Below are 20,023 nucleotides of genomic sequence, written 5' to 3' on the forward strand. Positions count from 1 at the left end.
GAGGGCCAATGTGCGTTAGGCATTCGGCATGAGTGCCGCCGCCGCCGCCCGTTCGATCCTCACCCAGTTGCACGAAGTGATGGCTTCGCGCCTGCACCCGCAGGGCAAGCTGAACCAGGTCGTCGATATTATCGGCGAGGCACTCGATAGCGAAGTGTGCTCGATCTACCTTCTGCGTGAAGGTGTGCTCGAGCTCTTCGCTACTCGAGGCCTGAACCAGAGCGCGGTCCACGTCACCCGCATGGCCGTGGGCGAAGGCCTTACCGGCACGATCGCCGCCAATGTGGAAACGCTGAACCTCGCGCAGGCGACGGCCCATCCCGAATTCCAGTATCGCCCCGAAACGGGCGAGGAAAAGTTCCATTCCTTTGCCGGTGTGCCCATCGTGCGGCGCGAGCGGGCAGTGGGTGTGCTTACGGTCCAGCATGGCGAGCCGCGCCGCTACGAGGAAGTGGAGATCGAGGCTCTGCAGACGGTCGCCATGGTGCTGGCCGAAATGATCGACAATGCCGGGCTGGTCGACGCGGAAGACGCAGCGGGCAGCGGTGCGGCATTTTCCGAACCCGATACGCTGGAAGGCCTCACTCTGGTGAAGGGCCTTGGCGCGGGTGTGGCGGTGTTCCACCAGCCGCGCATCAATATCGAACACATCGTGGCCGAGGATACCGAGGCCGAACGTCAGCGCGTCTATCTCGCCTTCGACAAGATGCGCGAACAGATCGACCAGATGGCGAACCAGGCCGAATTCGGCGTGGGGGGCGAGCATGAGGCCGTGCTCGAGACCTACAAGATGTTCGCCTATGACGAAGGCTGGAGCCGCCGGATCAACGAGGCGATCGACAGCGGCCTGACGGCGGAAGCCGCGATTGAGCGCGTGCAGCAGCGTACCCGCATGCGCATGCGCGAGATCGACGATGCCCTGCTGGCAGACCGGATGCACGATCTGGAAGATCTGGCGAACCGGCTGCTGCGCATCGTTTCCGGCCAGATCGGCACGGCGGCCAGCATGGGCCTGCGCGAGGATGCCATCCTGATCGCGCGCAATCTCGGCCCGGCCGAACTGCTGGAATATGACAAGCGCCGCCTCAAGGGCGTGATCCTGGAAGAAGGCTCGCTCACCGCCCATGTGGTGATCGTGGCCCGGGCCATGGGCGTGCCGGTGCTGGGCCGGGTGCGCAATGCGCGCACACTGATCCGCGAAGGCAATCAGCTGCTGCTGGATGCAGATCGCGGGATCGTTACCGTGCGGCCCTCGCCCAGCCTGATCGAAGCCTTCGAGATGCGCTCGGCCAAGAACCGCGAGCGGCAGGCTGCCTATGCCAAGCTGCGCGAGGTGGAGCCGTTCAGCCGTTGCGGCACGCGCATCACGGTGATGATGAATGCGGGCCTGCGCGACGACATGCCCAATCTCAACCTCACCGGGGCTGACGGGATCGGGCTGTTCCGCACGGAGTTCCAGTTCCTCGTCTCAGCCGCCATGCCTCAGCGGGAGCGGCAGACGCGGCTCTATCGCGATGTGCTGGAGGCCGCGGGCGACCGGCCCGTGGTGTTCCGCACCGTGGACATCGGCGGCGACAAGTCGCTGCCCTATCTGCGCAGCGAGAATTCCGAGAATGACGAGAATCCGGCCATGGGCTGGCGCGCGCTGCGCCTGGCGCTGGAACGCGAAGGCCTTCTGAAATCGCAGGCCCGCGCCCTTCTGGAAGCATCCGCCGGTCATACGCTGAACGTGATGTTCCCCATGGTTTCCGAACCGTGGGAATTCGAAGAGGCGCGTGCTGTCTTTGAAGGCCAGCTCGCCTTCCTCAAGAAGCAGAAGCGCAAGCTGCCCAACGAAATCCGCTATGGCGTGATGCTGGAAGTGCCAGCTCTTGCCGAACAGCTCGACATTTTGATGCCGCACATCTCCTTCCTGTCGATCGGCACGAACGACCTCACCCAGTTCCTGTTTGCGGCGGATCGCGCGAATCCCAAGCTGGCGGAGCGCTATGACTGGGTAAGCCCGGCGATCCTGCGCTTCATCCGCCGGGTCGTGGTGGCTACGGCCGGTCATCCGGTGGACGTGACCGTTTGCGGTGAGATGGGCGGGCGCCGTCTGGAGGCCCTTGCGCTGCTGGGCGTGGGTATCCGTCGTCTGTCGATCACCCCGGCCGGTGTCGGTCCGATCAAGGAACTGGTGCGCAAGGTCGATCTGGAGGAGATCGGCGAGGCCATGAATGGCTGGCTCACCTCTCCACCGCCCAGCCTGCGCAAGGCGTTGGAAGATTGGGCGGGTGAACGCGGGATCGAGCTGGACTGAGGGTCAGCGGCGGTTGAATCCGTCGCATCAGGGGTTCGGCCCGTCGCGCCTTTTCTCCCATGCCGCTCGCGGCGCTTGACTTGCGGGGGCGGCGCCCGTTTTTGTCCCGAAACGGGTCGTCGCGAACTGCCCTCCCAGCAATGTCCTTTGAACGGCACCCCAACCGGAGCACGGATGGTAGAAGAAGAAATGAGCGAGCAGCCCCAACTGCTCCCCATGAGCATTGGCGAACGGCTGCGTGCGGCACGCGAGGCAAGGGGCATGAGCGTGGAGCAGCTTTCGGCTGAATCGCGTATCACCGTGCGTCACCTGTCGCAGATCGAGGCTAACGAGTTCGACGAATTACCGGGCCGCACTTACGCGGTGGGCTTTTCGCGCACTTATGCCCGGCTGGTAGGGCTGAATGACGATGCCATCGCCCGCGAAGTTCGCGCGGAACTTTCTGCCATGGCCCCGCGCGAGACGCGTCCACACACGTTCGAGCCGGGCGATCCGGCCCGCGTGCCCTCGCGCGCGCTGGCATGGATTTCGGCCATTGTGGCCATCGCCGTGTTCGCGGGACTGATCTGGTTTGTCTGGACCGGCTTCGTCTCGCCCAGCGGGTCTCTGCCCTGGCTGACGGATCAGAAGCTTGCGGTGGAAGCCCCGGTGCAGGCCGCCGCCCCGCCGGCTGCCCCGGCAACCGAAGGGCCAGTGGTGTTTACCGCGTTGGAAGAAGGCGTGTGGGTCAAATTCTATGACGCGCAGGGCGGCCAACTGCTGCAAAAGGAAATGGCCACCGGAGAGACCTATGTCGTGCCTGCCGATGCACAGGGGCCGCTTGTGTGGACCGCGCGGCCTGATGCGCTGGCTATAACCGTGGGTGGCCGGCCGGTGCCGCCTCTGTCCGACAAACAGGAAATCATGAAGGACGTGCCGGTTTCCGCCGCAGCGCTGCTTGCCCGGCAGGCGCCGGGTGCAGTGGAGAGTACTGGTGCAGCCTCGGCAACCGCTTCGCCCCCTATTTCTTCGCCCGTTCCGGCGGCATCTCCCACAGCTTAGCGTCTTGGTTAACTCGACAAGCGATTCGCGGCTTGGCACAGTCCTCCGTGTATGATTTTGGGGATCGTTCAGCCCCGGTTTGGCGTTAAGTCGCAAGACTGGCGGCACGCGATGCGACAGGAGAAACAGGAAATGGTGACCGGCTGGGCGCGCACGCGCACGATGGTCCTGGCAATTGCCCTGGCGGGCACCGGTCTGGCGGCATTGCCGCAGGCCGCTTCCGCGCAGGATGCAGAGGCGCGGCTGCGCAAGATCGAGGCCGAGATCAAGGCACTGCAGCGCCAGGTCTTCCCCGGCGGCGATGGGCGCTTCTTTACGCCCGAAGTTATCACGCCCACGCCGGGCACCACTACCGGCGGTGCCGGTGCGGGTGCCTCGACCAGCGCGGTGACGGACATTTTGGGGCGGCTCGATTCGCTGGAATCCCAGCTTGCCCGGCTGACCGCGCAGACTGAAGAAAACACCCATGCCGTCGCGCAGCTCGCCGTTCGGGTCGACGACATCGAGAAGGCCCGCGCGGCCGAACAGGCGCCTGCCCTGCCTGCCGATCCCCTGCTTGGCGGCGGGACCGTTCCCGCGCCTTCGGGCGGTGCGCAATTCGCGGCAGTGCCCTCCACTGCAAACCCGGCACCGCGCCCGGCGTCCCAGACGCCTGCTCCCCGGCCCACTCCTGCCCCAGTTGCGGTGCCCACACCGGCGCCTTCTCCCGCGGCCAGCGGGCCTACTGCCGCGCGCCTTGCCGCGGTGCAGGCCATCGCCAAGCCGACCACGGACGATGCCGGGGATGACGAATATTCCTATGGCTTCCGCCTGTGGGACGCGAAATTCTATCCCGAGGCACAGCAGCAGCTTGGCCTGTTCGTGCAGAAATATCCCAGTCACTGGCGTATGAGCTATGCCCGCAACCTGCTGGGCCGCGCCTATATGGACGATGGCAAGCCGCGCGACGCGGCACAGTGGTTCCTGCAGAACTATCAGCAGGACAAGACGGGCGAACGCGCGGCCGACAGCCTGCTGTACCTTGCCGAGGCGATGATCACGATCAAGGATACCAACCGGGCCTGTCTGGCGCTGGCCGAGTTCAGCGAAGTCTATCCCGCCATCGCCACCGGACGTTTGCAGGCGCAGTACCAGGCAGACGTCGCCAAGGTGAAATGCACCAAGGGGTGATGAGCCATTGAGGCGCTGTCCCACTCCCTGATCGCGCGCTTCGCGGGCGATCTCGCGGCGATCTGGCCAGAAGGCGAGAAGCTGGGCCTGGCCATTTCGGGCGGGCCGGACAGCCTTGCCCTGCTGTTGCTTGCCCGCGCCGCCATGCCCGAGCGGATCGAGGCAGCGACCGTAGATCACGGTTTGCGGCCCGAGAGCGCGCATGAAGCGGCGATGGTGGCCGAACTATGCGCCGCCTATGGCATTCCGCATCGTATCCTGACCGTGAAGGTGCCACCCGGCAACATGCAGGATCGTGCCCGAGCCGCGCGTTATGCGGCGCTGGCGAAATGGATGAAGGATCGCAAACTGGGCGCGCTCGCTACGGCGCACCATGCGGACGATCAGGCAGAGACATTCCTCATGCGCCTTAATCGTGGCAGCGGGGTCGCCGGTCTGGCGGGCGTGCGGGTGCGCGGCACTGTGCCGGGAACCGAACTGCCTTTGCTGCGCCCGTTGCTCGGCTGGCGGCGGGAAGACCTGGCCGGCATCATCGAGCGTTCAGGCCTTGAAGCCGCGCAGGATCCTTCAAACGAGAACCCGAAATTCGACCGGGTGCGGATCAGGGAAGCGCTGAAGAGCGCAAACTGGCTGGATGTCGCCGCCGTGGCCACCAGCGCATCGCACCTCGCCGAGGTGGAAAGCGTGATGCAATGGGCCGCCCAACGCGAATGGGAAGAGGCCGTGAAAGTGGGAGAGGGGGAAATCCGCTATTTTCCCAAGGCCCCCGGTGCGATCCGCATCCGCGTACTGGCCCGCGCGATCGGGATGTTGGGGGTGGAACCGCGCGGCGGTTCGGTTGCCCTGCTCATGCGGCGACTTCTCAACGGCAAGGATGCTACGCTCGGCGGCGTAGTGGCGCGAGTGGACGGCAATTGCTGGACCTTGCGTAAGGAACCGCCCCGCCGAATCGCGGGGATGGACTGAAGTTCAGCCCACCAGCGACTGGCCGACGCCGGTCGTCTTGCCCTTGGTGATGATGACCACATCGCCCTTTTTGGCGATGGCGTAGAGGCGCGAGACGAATTCGTCCGGCGTGCCGATGCAGCCATGGCTGGCATAGCCGTTTTCCACCTGAGAGCCGCCATGGATCGCCACCCCGTCCCATGTCAGGCGCAGGGTCCACGGCATGGGGGCGTTGTTGTATTTCTCGGATACGTTGTGCCGTTCCTTGGTCAGGATCGGGAACCGGCCGAGCGGCGTAGGGTGATCGTCCGTGCCCAGCAGCACGGCAGTGGCGCCGATTTCATATCCGCCGCGGAAGACGGAGAGCACGCGCGCATCGAGATCCACCGTCATCACCAGCGGGCCATCGGGCACGCCGTCCTCGTCCCAGAACCACTGGCCGTATTTGATTGGCTCGCGAATATCGAGCACGCGCTTGATCACGAAGGGTTCGTCAGCTGCGATCGAAGGAGTGGGTGCTTCTTCGCCGGGCGGGGGTGTGACGGGATCGAGGCCTTCCGCAGTGGGAACAGCGGCGGTGTTCGCTGCACTGCCCATGTCCAGCACCTCTTCCGCCGTCAGCTTGGGCGCGGCTGTCTGATCGGCAAAGGCATGGGAGCCAAGGGCCACCCCGCCAAGTGCGAGCACCACAGCGGCCGTTGCGCCACCGATCCATTTGAATGCCGGGTCCATGGCAATCATATGGCCCGGATTGCCCGCAAATTTCCAGAGCGCAGGCGCCTGCCGTCTCGCAGCGGGACGCGGTACTTGCGAAAGTTAAGCCCTCAGCGCTCGGCCAGAATGTCGTAGTGGCGGCGGATGCCGAATTTGCGGAACTTCGAAAAGCCGCCTTCCACCAGCATCTTGCGGATCTTCGGCGCTTCGGCCCATCGTTCGTCCATTTCGTGGAACACGGCCTTCACCTGGCCGAAATGGGCGGATTTGAGCAATTGCGCGATCACCACGCCTTCATGCCCTTCCACGTCGATCTTGATGATTACCGGCAGGTCGGCAGGAACGTGGGCATCCAGCCCGGCGATATCCATCAGCGTGATGCTCTCGGTCGGGCGGCCTTCCATGCCGGAATGGCCCGCCAGCGAGGCAACGCCGCTGTGATTGGCTTTCACCGCGATCTCGGCCGTGCCCGCATGGTCCGACAGGGCGGCATTGAGCAGCACCGACCGGTCAGCCGCGCCGTTGAGTTCGATATTGGCAGACAGGAAGTCGAAGGTACGCTTCACCGGCTCGAACGCGATGATCTTGCGGCAATGCGGATTGCGCGCGGCGACCAGCGAATAGAGGCCCTGATTGGCGCCGATGTCGATGAAGGTGAAATCGAAATCGATGCTGTCGAGATAGTTGGAAAAGTACTTCCCGTAAGTGCCGTAGAGGCAGTAGCGGAAGGTCTTGTCGCTGAAATTGGGCACCATCGGCACGCCATAGACCGACTGGGCGGGGCTGCAGTGGAACTTCGCCCCGAACATGCCCCACACCTTGTCCAGCGCGGAATGGGCCGTGCCCTTGATCCGCGCTTTCACGACCCTGGCATTGCGGGCCACGCCGAATTCGTAAATCGCACCCATCGAGACCCGTCCCTTGATCCGGTTTCGCGTCGCTTAGAAGGATTGCACAGCCCCGCAAGCGGAATCTGGCGCTGTCACAGCGGCCTCAGCCATGGGCGCCGAAATGATTGGCGATGGCAGTGGTGATGCGCAGCGAAAGATGGTGCGCCCGCTCTATCGGATCCACGAAATCGCGGCGGATGAATTCATAGCCCGCATCCACGCCTTCCGGGTAATCCGTCGGCTCGTCCAGCGTGAAGTCGCCGATCTTGGGGAAATGCGTTGGGAAGGCCCGCCGCAATTGCGCCAAGGCTTCGTCCACGCGCAGGGTGAAGACCATTTCCAGCACGTCGTCGCGGCTGATGTCGTTCGCCCGGCTGAAGGCAGGGACGGATACGGCGCGGATGAACATGTGCTGGAACAGCGCCAGCCTGATTGCCTGCAGCACCCCGATGGCACGGCGCACCGGCTCGCGGTCTTCCATCGGGCTGTCATCCGGCACAAGTTCCAGCAGGCGGTGCAGCTTGAGCGCATCGACCCGCAGGCGCGAGGCAAGGCGGCGGAACACGCCTGCCCGGTCATCCTTGATGAGATATTCGGCTAGTGCCTCGCACGCATCGGACAGATGGGCTTCGGTCCCGCGATAGGGCCTGCTGGCCCAATAGGCCGAATTGAACAATTCGCCATAGGCGGCCACCGTCTTCACGCTGGCCAGCGCGTTGGCGGCGCGGACAAGGCGGATCAGCTGGCGGCCCCGGTCACTCTCGCGCAGCAGGGCGGCAAGGTCCTCGTAAATGCCGTCCGCCGCCGTGCCGACCCCGCAGATCACATTCACCGGATAGCCGAGCTGCTGCAGAATCGCGTTATGGGGGATGGCGCGGATCTGACGCAGGCTCATTTCGCGGTCGGCGGAGATGTCCGACTGGCGGCGGGACACGCGGCTGCCCGTGGGGTTCAGCATGCCCAGCCCGAAGGCCGTGATCGCGCGCGAATAGGTGCGGCTTTCCAGATGGTGCCGCTGGTGATCGCGAATGGCGCGGTAGAAATCGAGCGAAAGGTCAGTGCGGCGATAGAACAGGTCGGTCGGCGCATCCGGGTCGGTTTCCGCCGGGCGCAGTTCGGCAATCCGGGTGAGCGTGGCCAGGGCCAGTTCGGGGGTGGAGAAGAACAGATAGCCGTCGCCGCCCTGAAAGCTCACTTCCGGTTCCAGCGCGATCCCCGCCCGCACGAAACGCCGCCGCGCCCAGGTGGAAAGCGGCCAGGCAAGCCGGTCGGCAAGGCTGGACGGATGGGCGCCGCGCCCCATGCTCTCGCCATGGGTATCGAAGATAAGCGCGGCCACATCGGTCAGCCGGTTGGCGACCATGGCCTGCGCCAGCCGCCCTTGCAGGCGTTCGATGGCAAGGCTGGCGGGCACTTGCCCCACGAAGCGGCCTGCGTCGGAGAAACCGGTCTGCACCGCCAAACGGCCGCGCTGGCGGGCGTAATCCTGATAGGCCTCTTCGGCCAGCAGCGCATCGAGGAAGCGGCCGCCATGTTCCAGCGCGCTTTCCGTCTCGAACAGGGGCGAGACGTCTACCTTATGGGCAATGCCGAACAGCTTGGCGAAATAGAGCGAGGCGAGGATCGTGGCGGGCTGTTCGCATTCCGCGATCAGCATGCGGATCGGCGCATCGGCATCGATATGATGCAGGATCTGCGCCATGGCGAGGAACTGGCGGATGGCCGTGCTGCTCTCGATGGCGAGGGCGGCGAAGTTGGAACGGTGGGGCTTTGCCGCCTTCACCAATTCGCGCAGGCGCACCATGGCGCCCCTGCTGCCCAGATCGAGCGTGCCGTCTCCGCCGATCACGCGGCGGATCGCATTGTGCAACTGGCTGGAATTGACGCGGAAGTGAATCCAGCCTGCACCCAGCCCGTCGGCCCGCATGGCGGCTGCCAGCGTTTTCAGCGCGATGGCGCGCGGCAGGCTGGCACCGGTTGCCTCTTCCTCCAGAGCGGAGATCAGCGGGGCGAGTGTGAGGATCTTGGCCGGGTCTTCCGCCGTCAGCCGGTTCGCGGCCTGTGACAGCACTTCGGGATCGGTCAGGTCGCCTGCGAAATCCGCCGCGCGTTCACGCGTATGGCTGGCGGCATCGCGCAAGGTGCCGAGCAGGGGGTGGGCGGCGTCTATCGCTTCGAGCGCGGCGATATAGCGTTCCAGCCGCCCGGCCTTCTCGACCAGTCGGAAATGGATGGAATCATACCATTTGATGTCGGTCCGCCCGTCCATATCGTAACCGACCCAGCTGGCGAAGCGGAACGGCAGCGGCTCGAAATCGTGCCACTTGTCGGGCCAGCGGCGGGCGGCCTCTGCCAGCAGGGTCTCCACCAGCCGGTCACGCGCGGCGGCGCCATTGGCGATGGCGGCCATGGCCTGCTCATGTTCGAAAACCAGAGTGATGCGCGGCCGTTCGCCGGGGGCCACGCAAACTTCGGAATCGATCGGTTCGTCATGCGATGCGGCGCGGGCAACGGCATCGGTCTGGGCGGAGGAAAGCAGGAATGTGGGGTGTGCGGTGAACACGCAATGGAGCTGGGGATGTTCCCACCTCTTGCGGAATTCCCAGTAATCGCCGGGTTCTTCGTCCAGCCTGCCGGAAAAGCTCGCCAGATTGGCCTCTGGCGCGACCGGGGCGACCAGCCGTTGCAGCCTGCGGGCGCGGCTTTGCAGCGCATCGCATTCAAGCTCGGCAATCATGGCTTCCATGTCGCCAAGGCCCAGTTCCCCACCCTCCAGCGCACGGGAGAGTTCCAGGCTGAGCTGAAACGCGGGGTTGAAGAGCGGGGTCTCGCTTGTCCTGTCGCGTAGCTGTTCGAGCCGGGCGAGGAGGTCGGAGACTGTCTTCATACCGCGTTTCTCCTTATGCGAGTTGAGCTGCCTTTCGGGCTGCTTCGGTGATCGCCGCGTAATCGGGCGCACCCTTGGGCACGAGCCAGCTTCCCCCGACGCAGAGGACGGGATCGAGCGCCAGCCAGTCCGGCGCGCTATCCTGCGTGATGCCGCCGGTGGGGCAGAAACGGATCTGGCCGAAGGGGCCGGCCAGCGCCTTCAGCGCAGGAATGCCGCCGGAGGTGGCCGCCGGGAAGAATTTGAAATGCGACAGGCCAAGGTCCAGCCCGCGCATGATGTCCCCCGCCGTGGCGATGCCGGGCAGGAAGGGAATGCCGCTGGCAATGGCTGCCTTGCCCAGAGTTTCGGTAAGGCCGGGCGAGACGATGAATTCGCTGCCCGCTTCCAGTGCGGCGTCCAGTTCGGCCGGATTGGTGACAGTGCCAGCACCCACGATGGCGCCGGGCACCTGCTTCATCTCGCGGATCACGTCGAGCGCGGCGGCAGTGCGCAGGGTGACCTCCAGCACTTTCAGTCCGCCGGCAACCAGCGCCTCTGCCAGTGGACGGGCAATGGCGGCATCTTCCACAACCAGCACCGGGATCACCGGCGCGGTCAGCATGATCTGTTCGATGGCGCGGCTCATGCCGGTATTCCTTCCTTCTGGCCCTGCGTCAGGCCCTTCATCTGGCTCTGGAATGCGGCCACGGCCCCGAACAGGCCCGGCTGCGGATGGGTGATGAGCTTCACCGGAATTCCGGCCATCATCTGTTCGTAGCGCCCCTTGAAGCGGAAGCGTTCGGCAAAGCCGGATGCGGCGAGCGTATCGCGGATGCGCAGGCCCAGCCCGCCCGCGATCACCACTGCGCCCGAACCATGAGCCAGCGCATAATCCCCTGCCGCGCTGCCGAGCGAGAGGCAGAACCTCTCTACGGCGGCGGCGGCCAGGCTATCCTTGCCGGAAAGGCCCAGTTCCCAGATCGTCTTGTCGTCACTTTCGGGAATCTTGCGGCCTTCGATGGCGGCCAGCGCCTGATGGATGTCCACGATGCCGGGGCCGGAAACCACCCGCTCGATCGAAACGCGGCGATGGCGCTTGCGCAGCCGCAGCAGGATCGCATCGTCGATCGGGTCGATCGGCGCGAAGTCGATATGGCTGCCTTCGGTGGCCTGCACGTGATAGCGGTGCGGCCCTTCGCGCCGCAGATAGGCCACGCCAAGGCCGGTGCCGGGGCCGAGCACGCTGATCGTGCCGGTGCAGGGCAGGGGCACGTTCGGGCCGCTCAGATGCAGGAACTCGTCCTCATGCGCGCGGGCCACGGCATGGGCGACGGCAGCGAAATCGTTCAGCACGATGGCCTCGTCCAGCCCCAGCTGCTCGTCGATGGCGCCGGTGTGGATGACCCAGCTATTGTTGGTCATCTGCACCTTTTCGCCCGTTACCGGACCGGCAATGGCGATGGAGGCGGCACGGGGCAGGGTGCAGCCGCAGCGGCGCTCAAACTCTTCCCATGCGGTTTGCAGGCTGGCGAAGTCGCTCGTCTTCAGGGTTTCCGGCTCGCCCAGCGTGATTGCACCATCCGCGCCGATGGAGGCGAGGGCGAAGCGGGCATGGGTGCCCCCAATGTCAAGCGCGACGAGGTCCGTCATCACAGGCCCGCCATGGCCAGCATGGACGAGCCGCCCTGTTCCGCGCCATCGGCATTGAGGCGGAACATGGCGAACAATTCGCGCCCCACGCCCATTTGCGCGGCGGGCGCCGGGGCGGGGGTGCGGCTAGCAAGGTCGGCGCTGGTGGAAAGCGTGCCGGTGGTGGCGCACAATTTCACCACGTCGCCATCGCGCAGCAGGGCCAGCGGGCCGGGGGTTCCGTTGCGGTCTGCCAGTGCCTCGGGCGTGACATGGATCGCGGCGGGAACCTTGCCCGATGCGCCGGACATGCGCCCATCGGTGACGAGCGCCACGCGGTATCCGCGATCCTGCAGCACACCCAGCGGCGGGGTCAGCTTGTGCAGTTCAGGCATGCCGTTGGCGCGCGGGCCCTGGAAGCGCATCACGACCACCACGTCGCGGTCAAGCTCGCCGGCCTTGAAGGCGGCGATCACGTCTTCCTGCCGTTCGAACACCCGGCAGGGTGCCTCGATGGTCCAGCGTTCGGCTTCCACCGCGCTGGTCTTGAAGCAGGCGCGGCCCAGATTGCCTTCGACCAGACGCATGCCGCCATCGGCCTGAAACGGCGTGGCGGCGGGGCGCAGCATGGCATCGTCGCCCGAAGGGCCGGTGTCGCGCCATGCAAGTGTGCCGTCACTCAGGAAAGGCTCGTCGGCATAGGCGGCAAGGCCTTCCGGGCCTTCGCTTCTCGCCACGGTCAGGATGTCGCCATGGGCAAGCCCGGAAGAGAGCAGCTCGCCGATCACATAGCCCATGCCGCCTGCCGCATGAAACTGGTTCACGTCGCCCGATCCGTTGGGATAGACGCGCGCCACCAGCGGCACGACGGAGGACAGGTCCGAAAGGTCTTCCCAGTCGAACTGCACCCCTGCCGCCCGCGCGATGGCGGGCAGGTGGATGGCATGATTGGTCGATCCGCCCGTGGCCAGCAGGCCGATGGCGGCATTGACGATGGCCTTCTCGTCCACACAGCGGGACAGGGGGCGATAATCGCCGCCATCCTGCGCCATGCCCGCCAGCCGCTGGGTCGCGGCGCGGGTCAGCGCCTGGCGCAGCGGCGTGTTCGGCGGCACGAAGGCAGCGCCGGGCATGTGCAGGCCCATCATCTCCATCATCATCTGATTGGAGTTGGCTGTGCCATAGAAAGTGCAGGTGCCGGGCGAGTGATAGCTCTTGCTTTCGCTCTCCAGCAGTTCCGCGCGGCTCGCCTTGCCCTCGGCGTAAAGCTGGCGGACCTTCTGCTTTTCCTTGTTGGCGATGCCGCTGGGCATGGGGCCGGAAGGTATGAACACCGCCGGAAGATGGCCGAAACGCAGCGCGCCGATCAGCAGGCCGGGCACGATCTTGTCGCAAATGCCCAGCAGCGCCACGCCGTCATACATTTCGTGGCTGAGCGCGACGGCGGTGGAAAGAGCGATCACATCGCGGGAAAAGAGCGACAGCTCCATCCCGTCCTGCCCCTGAGTGACCCCGTCGCACATGGCAGGCGTGCCGCCAGCCACCTGTGCGGTGGCGCCCACTTCGCGGGCAAACAGCTTCATCTGCGCGGGATAGGAGCCATAGGGCTGATGGGCGGACAGCATGTCATTATAGGCCGTGACGATGGCCAGGTTCGGCCCGCGATGCGCCTTCAGCGCCTGCTGGTCTTCCAGCGCCCCGGCATAGGCATGGGCGAGGTTGGAACAGGCCATCTGATTGCGATCCGGTCGCCGTCCGGCCTCACGCTCCATCAGTTCCAGATAGGCGGCGCGGCTGGCCTTCGACTTGGCGACGACACGTTCGGTCACGCGGGCGATGGTGGGGTGGAGCACCATCAGATCCTCCCCCCACGGGGGAGGGTGACCGGCCGCAGGCTGGTGGTGGGGGCTTGCCTCAGGCGCTGTGCGGCCCGTGAGCCCCCTCCGTCAGCCGCCTTGGGCGTCTGCCACCTCCCCCGGTGGGGGAGGATCTTACGGTTCACCCTATTCATGCCCAGTCACTCATGCCACGTCACCCCGTCGCGTTCCGCCAGTGCGATGGCAGCGCTCGGCCCCCAGCTGCCGGCGGTATAGGGCTTGGGCGTCAGAGTGTCTTCGTGCCAATTGGCGCGGATCTGGTCGATCCACTGCCACTGTGCCTCCACTTCGTCACGGCGGACGAACAGGGTCTGGTCGCCCTCGATCAGGTCCAGCAGCAGGCGTTCATAGGCAATGCGCCGCTGTGTGCCGCTGAAGGCATCGGGCATGGCGATGTTGAGCGGCACCTGCCGCAGGCGGATACCGTCACGGTCCAGCCCGGGCACCTTGGCCATCAGGCTCAGCGTCACGTTTTCTTCCGGCTGGATGCCGATAAGCAGGCTGTTGGGCACGCTGCGAGTGCTCTTGCCGAAGATCGAATGGGGCACCGGGCGGAACTGGATGAGGATTTCGGTCGTGCGCTTGAACATGCGCTTGCCGGTGCGCAGGTAGAAGGGCACGCCCTTCCAGCGCCAATTGTCGACATGAGCCTTGATGGCGACGAAGGTTTCCGTGTCGCTGTCGCGGCCCAGTTCCTCGTCATAGCCGGGCACGGCCTTGCCGGTTATCGCGCCTGCCCGATACTGGCCGGTCACCGTCTCGCCTGAGGATACCGGCCGCAGCGAGCGCAGCACCTTCACCTTCTCGTCACGCACGGCCGTGGCATCGAAGCTCACCGGCGGCTCCATCGCCACCAGTGCCAGCAGTTGCAGCATGTGGTTCTGCACCATGTCGCGCAGTGCACCGGCCTCGTCATAGAAATCGACCCGGCTTTCCAGCCCGACCGTTTCGGCCACGGTGATCTGCACATGGTCGATATGGGCCGCGTTCCACAAGGGCTCGAACAGGATATTGCCGAAGCGCATGGCCAGCAGGTTCTGGACGGTTTCCTTGCCCAGATAATGGTCGATGCGGAAAATCCGGTCCTCGGGGAAGGCAGCGGCCACGGCATCGTTGATCTCGCGGCTGCTGCCAAGGTCGATCCCCAGCGGCTTTTCCAGCCCGATGCGGACATTGCCCTGCGTCAGGCCCGCACCCTGCAGCCCGGCAATGGTCGGCTCGAACAGGCTAGGCGCGGTGGACAGGAAAATAGCCAGCCCGCTTTCCGGCGTGCCGACCATCTGGGCCAGCTTTTCGTAGCCAGCCTGATCGGTGGCATCCAGCGTCTGGTAATGCAGCCGGTTGAGGAAGGTCGCCACCCCGCCGCGCCGTTCGGCAGGCAGGAATTTCTCCAGCGCCGCGCGCGCGAAATTGCGGAATTCCGGCGTGTCATGGTCCGAACGGGCAGTGCACACGATCCGCAGATCGGGATCGACCAGCCCATCGGCATCGAGCGCACAGAGCGAAGGGAGAAGCATGCGCTGGGCAAGGTCGCCCGTGGCGCCGAACAGAAGCAACCGGTCTGCGGTGAAGCTCATCGTGGGGCGCCCCCCTTTCCGTCCGACCGAAGCGATGACTCTTGTTGCATTGCAACATGGCTAACAGGTTTGGCGGGGCTTGGCCAGCGCCCGGACCGCGCAAAAAATTGCCTCCGGGCGACCCGTCGGACCGGGTTTTATTCCCCGAGCAAATGCACCGCCACTTTACGCCGATGGGGCGAGCGGCGATGCTCGGCCAGGAAGATGCCCTGCCAAGTGCCCAGCGCCATACGGCCACCGATCACCGGGATGGACATATTCACGCCCGTCAGCACCGCCTTGAGATGGGCAGGCATATCGTCCGGCCCCTCATCGTCATGCTCATAATACCCACCCTCCGGCGCCACCCGGTCCAGCCACGCCACCATATCTCGCCACACCGCGCTCGATGCGTTCTCAGTGATGAGCAGCGATGCGGAGGTGTGCAGGCAATGCAGTGTGACAAGGCCGGTCTCGATGCCGGTCTCTTCAATCCAGGAGGAGATTTCTTGGGTAATCTCGGTCAGTCCGCGCCCGCGGGTCTGGAATTCCAGGCGAGCGACAGACTGCCTGATCACTCTGTAATCGCGCCGAACAAATCGTGTGCGTCGGCGTCTTCAATTTCCACCTGCACGAAATCGCCCGGTTTCAGGCTCTCCGGGACATTGCGCAGATAGACCGCACCGTCGATTTCCGGGGCGTCGGCCTGGCTGCGGCCGGTGGCGCCGATGTCGCCATCCTCGTCGGGCTCGCCCACTTCGTCGATGATGACGGACAGGGTGCGGCCGATCTTGGCCTGTAGCTTGGCCGCACTGATCGCCTCAGTCTTTTCCATGATCCGGGCGTAGCGTTCTTCCTTGACCTCTTCCGGCACGGCGCCGGGCAGGTCATTGGCGGCCGCACCTTCGACCGGTTCGAACCGGAAGGCGCCCACGCGATCGAGCTGGGCTTCGTCCAGCCAGTCCAGCAGATATTGGAAGTCCGCTTCCGTCTCGCCGGGGAAGCCGACCACGAAGCTGGAACGGATCGCGATGTCCGGGCAGATATCGCGCCATGCCTTCAGCCGCTCCAGCACCTTCGCCTCGTTGGCCGGACGCTTCATGGCCTTCAGCACATTGGGGCTGGCGTGCTGGAAGGGAATGTCGAGATAGGGCGTCAGCAGCCCTTCCGCCATCAGCGGGATCACCGCGTCGACATGGGGGTAGGGATAGACGTAGTGCAGCCGCACCCAGGGCGTATCGCCTTCCGGCGTGCGCAACTGGCCCAGTTCGCGCGCAAGGTCCGTCATATGGGTGCGGACGGGATGGCCCTTCCACTCGCGTTCCTCGTGCCGCACGTCCACGCCATAGGCAGAAGTGTCCTGGCTGATGACCAGCAGTTCCTTCGTGCCGGCGGCCACCAGCTTTTCCGCCTCGCGCAGCACCGCGTCCACGCGGCGGCTGACGAGCTTGCCGCGCAATTGCGGGATGATGCAGAAGGCGCAGGAGTGATTGCAGCCCTCGGAAATCTTGAGGTAGCTGTAATGGCGCGGGGTCAGCTTCACATCGGCCAGATCGGCGCGCGCAGGGATCAGGTCCACGAAGGGCCCTTGTCCCGGAGGGGCTGCGTCGTGGACGGCTTCCACCACCTGCTCGTATTGATGGGCGCCGGTCACGGCCAGCACATCGGGGAACTTGGCGCGGATCAGTTCCGCCTCATTGCCCATGCAGCCGGTCACGATCACGCGGCCATTCTCGGCAATCGCCTCGCCAATGGCGGCAAGGCTTTCTTCCTTCGCGGAATCGAGGAAGCCGCAGGTGTTGACCAGCACCACGTCCGCGCCGGAATAATCCGGGCTCATCGTGTAGCCGTCTGCCCGCAGGCGAGTGAGGATGCGTTCGGAATCAACCAGTGCCTTGGGGCAGCCGAGGCTGACCATCCCGACCTTGGGGGCTTCCTTGATAGTTGTGGCCATGGCGCGCGCCCCTATCTATCCTGACCGGCGGAGTCACGCGCAATCATGCGCGCGCGACGGGAGGTTATAGCATGGGTCCGATCAACTATCCGGCGGTTTTTCTGGGCGCGCTCGCCTTCTTCGCGGTTGGCGCGGTGTGGTACAGCCTGCTGTTCGGCAAGGCATGGCAGAAGCTGGCGGGGCTGAGCGAGGACCAGATCAGGGGCGCGAACATGCCGATGATCTTCGGCCTGTGCTTCGTGGCGGAACTGGTGATTTCGTGGATGCTGGGCCACCAGATTGCCCGTACCAGCCCGCCGGCCCATGTGATCATGATGTTCGCGCTGGGCTTCGCCGGGGCGCTGATGATCCCGGCGATTGCGATCAATTACCTGTTCCAGCGCAAGCCGCTGAAGCTGTTCCTGATCGATTCCGGGCACTTTCTGGTGGGCATGGCGGCCATGGGTGCCGTGCATCTGGCGTTCTACTGATCGGCCGTCAGGAAGACTTTTCTTCCGCGCAGGTGGGCAGGATTTCTACCACGATATCACCGGGCTGGAGGGCCTTTGCGCCTTCCTCCCAGAAACCAACCGCCTCTGTGCCGCGATAGATGCGCAGGCCCATGCCGCCGGTTGCCAGGCTGCTGAGCGGCTTGCCCAGCTCGTCCGGTCGCACCGGGCGTTCGACCAGCTGGACCCGGCCGGAGACAGAGGCGAGGTCGGCCAGATAATCGGCCACATGGCTGCCCTGTGCCGATCCGGCCAGCAGCAGGCCGGTAAAGCGCACCGGGTTGATCACATTGTCGGCCCCGGCCTGCCGGGCTAGGATTTCGTTATCCTCCGCGCGCACCACTACGCTGATCGGCACGCTGGGCGCGAGGTGGCGCACGGTCAGCACGATCAGGATGGAGGCATCGTCCCGCCCGGCGGAAACCAGCACGGTCTGTGCCTGTGCGATGCGCACGGCCATCAGGTTCTCGTCGCGTGCGGCATCGGCGCAGATCACGTTGCAGCCCATGTCCTCGGCGATCTGCAGCCGTTCCTCGCTGCTGTCCATCACCACGATGGAAGACGGATCGGTGCCACGTTCGATCAGTTCGGCCACCGCTTCGGAGCCGCTGACGCCAAAGCCCAGAACCACGACATGGCCGGAAAGCTGTTTCTGGATGCGGGCCATGCGGAATCTCTCCCAGCTGCGCTTGATGATGAAATTATAGGCGGTGCCGACGAAGATGAAGATCACCGCGAAACGGATCGGCGTGACGATCACCGCCTCGATCAGGCGCGAACGGTCGCTGATCGGGGCAATGTCGCCAAAGCCGGTGGTAGTGATGGAGATCATGGTGAAATAGACCACGTCAAGAAAGCTGACGTGCCCATCATGATTGTCCACTAACCCATCGCGGTCGGCATAATGCACCAGCACCACGATGAAGATCAGCGCCAGCGCGGCGGAAAGGCGCAGGAACAGGTCGGCCCATACCGGCACCCGCACGGCGCGGCGCAGCGGCCGGAAGCGGCGGGTGGCGGAAAAGGGCCGCTTCATCAGCCGCCCTCTTTCAGTCCGAGAAGCGGTGCGGGATCGACCGGCTGGCCGTTCTGGCGGACTTCGAAATGGAGTTCAGGCCCCGTCGCCTCGCCGCTGTGTCCGCCCAGGCCCACACGCTCGCCCGCGCGGATCGTCTCGCCCTTCTTCACGGTGACCTTCTGCAGATGGGCATAGGCGGTGTGCCAGCCATTGCCGTGGTCGATCACCACCAGATTGCCGAAGCGTTCGGGTGCCTTGCCCGCAAAGATCACGGTGCCGGATGCAGCGGCGCGCACCATGTCGCCATCCTTCACCCGGAAATCCACGCCTTCATGTCCGCCGCCATCCGGGCGGCGACGCCAGCCAAGGATCACCGGCCCGTCATGCGGGCGGCGGAAGGACGGCTGGGTAATCTCGATCGGCCTGGGGTTGGAAATCACGGCCGGGATGATCAGCCTTTGCCCGACCTTCAGCACGGCATCGGAGGCGATGCCATTGGCCTGTGCGATCAGGCTGAAGGGCACGCCATATTGAAAGCCGATGGCAAAGCCGGTGTCGCCTGCCTTGACCACGTGGACACGCTGGCGCGGAATGATCAGCTTCTGGCCGAGCTTGACCACATAGGGTTCGGCAAGGCCGTTCGCTTCGGCAATCGCCACCAGCGGTACCTTGGCGCGATTGGCAATGCCGCTCAGCGTTTCGCCTGCGGTCACGACATGCTCGGTCTCGGTCGCCGGATCGGGCGCGGCTGTGGCGGGCGCGGCAGTCAGCAGCATTGCCGCAAGGGGCAATGCGCAAAGGCCTGCGCGCCGCAAGTGCATCAGGCGAACCGTTCCGCCAGAGCACCGATGGCTGCGTGATGGGTCAGATCGAGCTGGAGCGGGGTGATGGAGATATAGCCGTCATTCACGGCTTCAAGGTCCGTCCCATGGTCCAGCGTGTGTTCCACATCTTCCAGCCCGAACCAGAAATAGGGCCGCCCGCGAGGATCGACGCCTTCCACAACGGAGCCGCGCGAATAATCGTGAAAGCCCTGTCGGGTCACGCGAATGCCGCGTACTTCCTCGGCCGCCAGCGCCGGGAAGTTGACGTTGATGACGGTGCGCTTGGCCATCTGCATGTCCAGCAGCGGGCGCAGAACCTTTTCGGCCCATGCCTCGGCGGCGGCAAAGCCATGACCCCGTTCGCGTGTTGCCTGGCTCAGAGCGATGGCCGGGATGCCTGCCAGTGCGCCTTCCATCGCAGCGGAGATAGTGCCCGAATAGGTCACGTCATCCGCAAGGTTCTCGCCATTGTTGATGCCGGAAATGATGAGGTCAGGCTTGCCATCGGCGAACAGCTTGCTGAGGCCGAGATTGACGGAATCGGTGGGGGTGCCGGTAACCGAGAAGCGGCGCCCGCCATGCTCGCGCAGGCGCACGGGCATGTGCAGGGTGAGCGAGTGGCCGGCGCCGGAATTTTCCTCCGCCGGGGCGCAGACGGTCACATCGTCGCTCAGCTGCGCCGCGATGGCTTCCAGCACTTCCATGCCGGGGGCGTTGATGCCGTCATCATTGGTGAGGAGGATGCGCAT

17 protein-coding genes are annotated in these 20,023 nt (G+C 65.0%); 5 read left to right on the top strand and 12 right to left on the bottom strand.

The genetic code is table 11. The features are described 5' to 3' along the window. Positions 1–28 precede the first annotated feature (28 nt). From ptsP to tilS, 4 genes are all read left to right on the top strand, one after another. Complete coding sequence (gene ptsP, locus SZ64_RS16430; protein ID WP_054531805.1) at positions 29–2,299, top strand: phosphoenolpyruvate--protein phosphotransferase; 2,271 nt, start codon at positions 29–31, stop codon at positions 2,297–2,299. A gap of 174 nt (positions 2,300–2,473) precedes the next feature. Beyond that, entirely contained in the window at positions 2,474–3,340 is an 867-nt protein-coding gene (locus SZ64_RS16435; RefSeq protein ID WP_054531806.1) for a helix-turn-helix domain-containing protein, read from the top strand. Between the two features lie 111 nt (positions 3,341–3,451). Next, the gene (locus SZ64_RS16440) at positions 3,452–4,510 is read left to right on the top strand and encodes a hypothetical protein (protein WP_054531807.1); all 1,059 of its coding nucleotides are present in this window, start codon (positions 3,452–3,454) and stop codon (positions 4,508–4,510) included. A 93-nt stretch (positions 4,511–4,603) separates the two neighbouring features. Continuing rightward, the gene (gene tilS, locus SZ64_RS16445) at positions 4,604–5,476 is read left to right on the top strand and encodes a tRNA lysidine(34) synthetase TilS (protein ID WP_277813754.1); all 873 of its coding nucleotides are present in this window, start codon (positions 4,604–4,606) and stop codon (positions 5,474–5,476) included. Positions 5,477–5,479: 3 nt separating this feature from the next. On the opposite strand, the gene SZ64_RS16450 is transcribed toward tilS, so the two are convergent. The 9 genes from SZ64_RS16450 to rimO all read right to left on the bottom strand — a co-directional run bounded on the left by SZ64_RS16450 (position 5,480) and on the right by rimO (position 16,944). Next, positions 5,480–6,187 (bottom strand): L,D-transpeptidase family protein, encoded by a 708-nt coding sequence (locus SZ64_RS16450; RefSeq protein WP_054532324.1) that lies wholly within the window; start codon positions 6,185–6,187, stop codon positions 5,480–5,482. Between the two features lie 92 nt (positions 6,188–6,279). Then, positions 6,280–7,077: an FkbM family methyltransferase gene (locus tag SZ64_RS16455; RefSeq protein ID WP_054531809.1), complete on the bottom strand. Its 798-nt coding sequence runs from the start codon at positions 7,075–7,077 to the stop codon at positions 6,280–6,282. 85 nt (positions 7,078–7,162) lie between these two features. Further along, a complete protein-coding gene (locus SZ64_RS16460) occupies positions 7,163–9,946 on the bottom strand; it encodes a phosphoenolpyruvate carboxylase (protein WP_054531810.1) in 2,784 nt (927 codons plus the stop codon). Between the two features lie 13 nt (positions 9,947–9,959). Continuing rightward, positions 9,960–10,574 carry a bifunctional 4-hydroxy-2-oxoglutarate aldolase/2-dehydro-3-deoxy-phosphogluconate aldolase gene (eda, locus tag SZ64_RS16465; RefSeq protein WP_054531811.1) on the bottom strand — a complete coding sequence of 205 codons (615 nt, stop codon included), beginning with the start codon at positions 10,572–10,574 and terminating at the stop codon, positions 9,960–9,962. Then, entirely contained in the window at positions 10,571–11,578 is a 1,008-nt protein-coding gene (glk, locus tag SZ64_RS16470) for a glucokinase (RefSeq protein WP_054531812.1), read from the bottom strand. Before glk ends, eda begins: the two co-directional genes overlap by 4 nt. After that, positions 11,578–13,416: a phosphogluconate dehydratase gene (gene edd, locus SZ64_RS16475; protein WP_156313670.1), complete on the bottom strand. Its 1,839-nt coding sequence runs from the start codon at positions 13,414–13,416 to the stop codon at positions 11,578–11,580. Before edd ends, glk begins: the two co-directional genes overlap by 1 nt. Before the next feature lie 158 nt (positions 13,417–13,574). Then, a complete protein-coding gene (gene zwf / locus SZ64_RS16480) occupies positions 13,575–15,011 on the bottom strand; it encodes a glucose-6-phosphate dehydrogenase (protein ID WP_054531814.1) in 1,437 nt (478 codons plus the stop codon). A gap of 137 nt (positions 15,012–15,148) precedes the next feature. Continuing rightward, the gene (locus SZ64_RS16485; RefSeq protein WP_054532325.1) at positions 15,149–15,565 is read right to left on the bottom strand and encodes a secondary thiamine-phosphate synthase enzyme YjbQ; all 417 of its coding nucleotides are present in this window, start codon (positions 15,563–15,565) and stop codon (positions 15,149–15,151) included. Beyond that, on the bottom strand, positions 15,565–16,944 hold the full coding sequence (gene rimO, locus SZ64_RS16490) for a 30S ribosomal protein S12 methylthiotransferase RimO (RefSeq protein WP_054531815.1): 1,380 nt from the start codon (positions 16,942–16,944) through the stop codon (positions 15,565–15,567). The genes SZ64_RS16485 and rimO overlap by 1 nt, the downstream gene beginning before the upstream one ends. Before the next feature lie 71 nt (positions 16,945–17,015). Here rimO and SZ64_RS16495 point away from each other — a divergent pair, with 71 nt between their 5' ends. After that, positions 17,016–17,414 carry a DUF1761 domain-containing protein gene (locus SZ64_RS16495; protein ID WP_054531816.1) on the top strand — a complete coding sequence of 133 codons (399 nt, stop codon included), beginning with the start codon at positions 17,016–17,018 and terminating at the stop codon, positions 17,412–17,414. Between the two features lie 7 nt (positions 17,415–17,421). On the opposite strand, the gene SZ64_RS16500 is transcribed toward SZ64_RS16495, so the two are convergent. Genes SZ64_RS16500 through surE form a run of 3 tightly spaced genes read right to left on the bottom strand, consistent with a single transcriptional unit; the run spans position 17,422 to position 20,023 of the window. Next, complete coding sequence (locus SZ64_RS16500; protein ID WP_054531817.1) at positions 17,422–18,468, bottom strand: potassium channel family protein; 1,047 nt, start codon at positions 18,466–18,468, stop codon at positions 17,422–17,424. Next, the gene (locus SZ64_RS16505; protein WP_054531818.1) at positions 18,468–19,226 is read right to left on the bottom strand and encodes a M23 family metallopeptidase; all 759 of its coding nucleotides are present in this window, start codon (positions 19,224–19,226) and stop codon (positions 18,468–18,470) included. The genes SZ64_RS16500 and SZ64_RS16505 overlap by 1 nt, the downstream gene beginning before the upstream one ends. A 44-nt stretch (positions 19,227–19,270) precedes the next feature. Then, a complete protein-coding gene (surE, locus tag SZ64_RS16510) occupies positions 19,271–20,023 on the bottom strand; it encodes a 5'/3'-nucleotidase SurE (RefSeq protein WP_054531819.1) in 753 nt (250 codons plus the stop codon).

It is taken from the genome of Erythrobacter sp. SG61-1L, assembly GCF_001305965.1.
In the GTDB taxonomy this organism is placed as follows: Bacteria; Pseudomonadota; Alphaproteobacteria; order Sphingomonadales; family Sphingomonadaceae; genus Andeanibacterium.

Excerpts from the sequence above, each read along its gene's own strand:
- SZ64_RS16435 (WP_054531806.1), top strand. The coding sequence starts at position 2,474 with ATGGTAGAAGAAGAAATGAGCGAGCAGCCCCAACTGCTCCCCATGAGC.
- SZ64_RS16495 (WP_054531816.1), top strand. The coding sequence starts at position 17,016 with ATGGGTCCGATCAACTATCCGGCGGTTTTTCTGGGCGCGCTCGCCTTC.
- rimO (WP_054531815.1), bottom strand. The coding sequence starts at position 16,944 with ATGGCCACAACTATCAAGGAAGCCCCCAAGGTCGGGATGGTCAGCCTC.
- SZ64_RS16440 (WP_054531807.1), top strand. The coding sequence starts at position 3,452 with ATGCGACAGGAGAAACAGGAAATGGTGACCGGCTGGGCGCGCACGCGC.
- SZ64_RS16505 (WP_054531818.1), bottom strand. The coding sequence starts at position 19,226 with ATGCTGCTGACTGCCGCGCCCGCCACAGCCGCGCCCGATCCGGCGACC.
- zwf (WP_054531814.1), bottom strand. The coding sequence starts at position 15,011 with ATGAGCTTCACCGCAGACCGGTTGCTTCTGTTCGGCGCCACGGGCGAC.
- SZ64_RS16500 (WP_054531817.1), bottom strand. The coding sequence starts at position 18,468 with ATGAAGCGGCCCTTTTCCGCCACCCGCCGCTTCCGGCCGCTGCGCCGC.
- SZ64_RS16455 (WP_054531809.1), bottom strand. The coding sequence starts at position 7,077 with ATGGGTGCGATTTACGAATTCGGCGTGGCCCGCAATGCCAGGGTCGTG.
- ptsP (WP_054531805.1), top strand. The coding sequence starts at position 29 with ATGAGTGCCGCCGCCGCCGCCCGTTCGATCCTCACCCAGTTGCACGAA.
- SZ64_RS16450 (WP_054532324.1), bottom strand. The coding sequence starts at position 6,187 with ATGGACCCGGCATTCAAATGGATCGGTGGCGCAACGGCCGCTGTGGTG.
- eda (WP_054531811.1), bottom strand. The coding sequence starts at position 10,574 with ATGAGCCGCGCCATCGAACAGATCATGCTGACCGCGCCGGTGATCCCG.
- SZ64_RS16460 (WP_054531810.1), bottom strand. The coding sequence starts at position 9,946 with ATGAAGACAGTCTCCGACCTCCTCGCCCGGCTCGAACAGCTACGCGAC.
- glk (WP_054531812.1), bottom strand. The coding sequence starts at position 11,578 with ATGACGGACCTCGTCGCGCTTGACATTGGGGGCACCCATGCCCGCTTC.
- surE (WP_054531819.1), bottom strand. The coding sequence starts at position 20,023 with ATGCGCATCCTCCTCACCAATGATGACGGCATCAACGCCCCCGGCATG.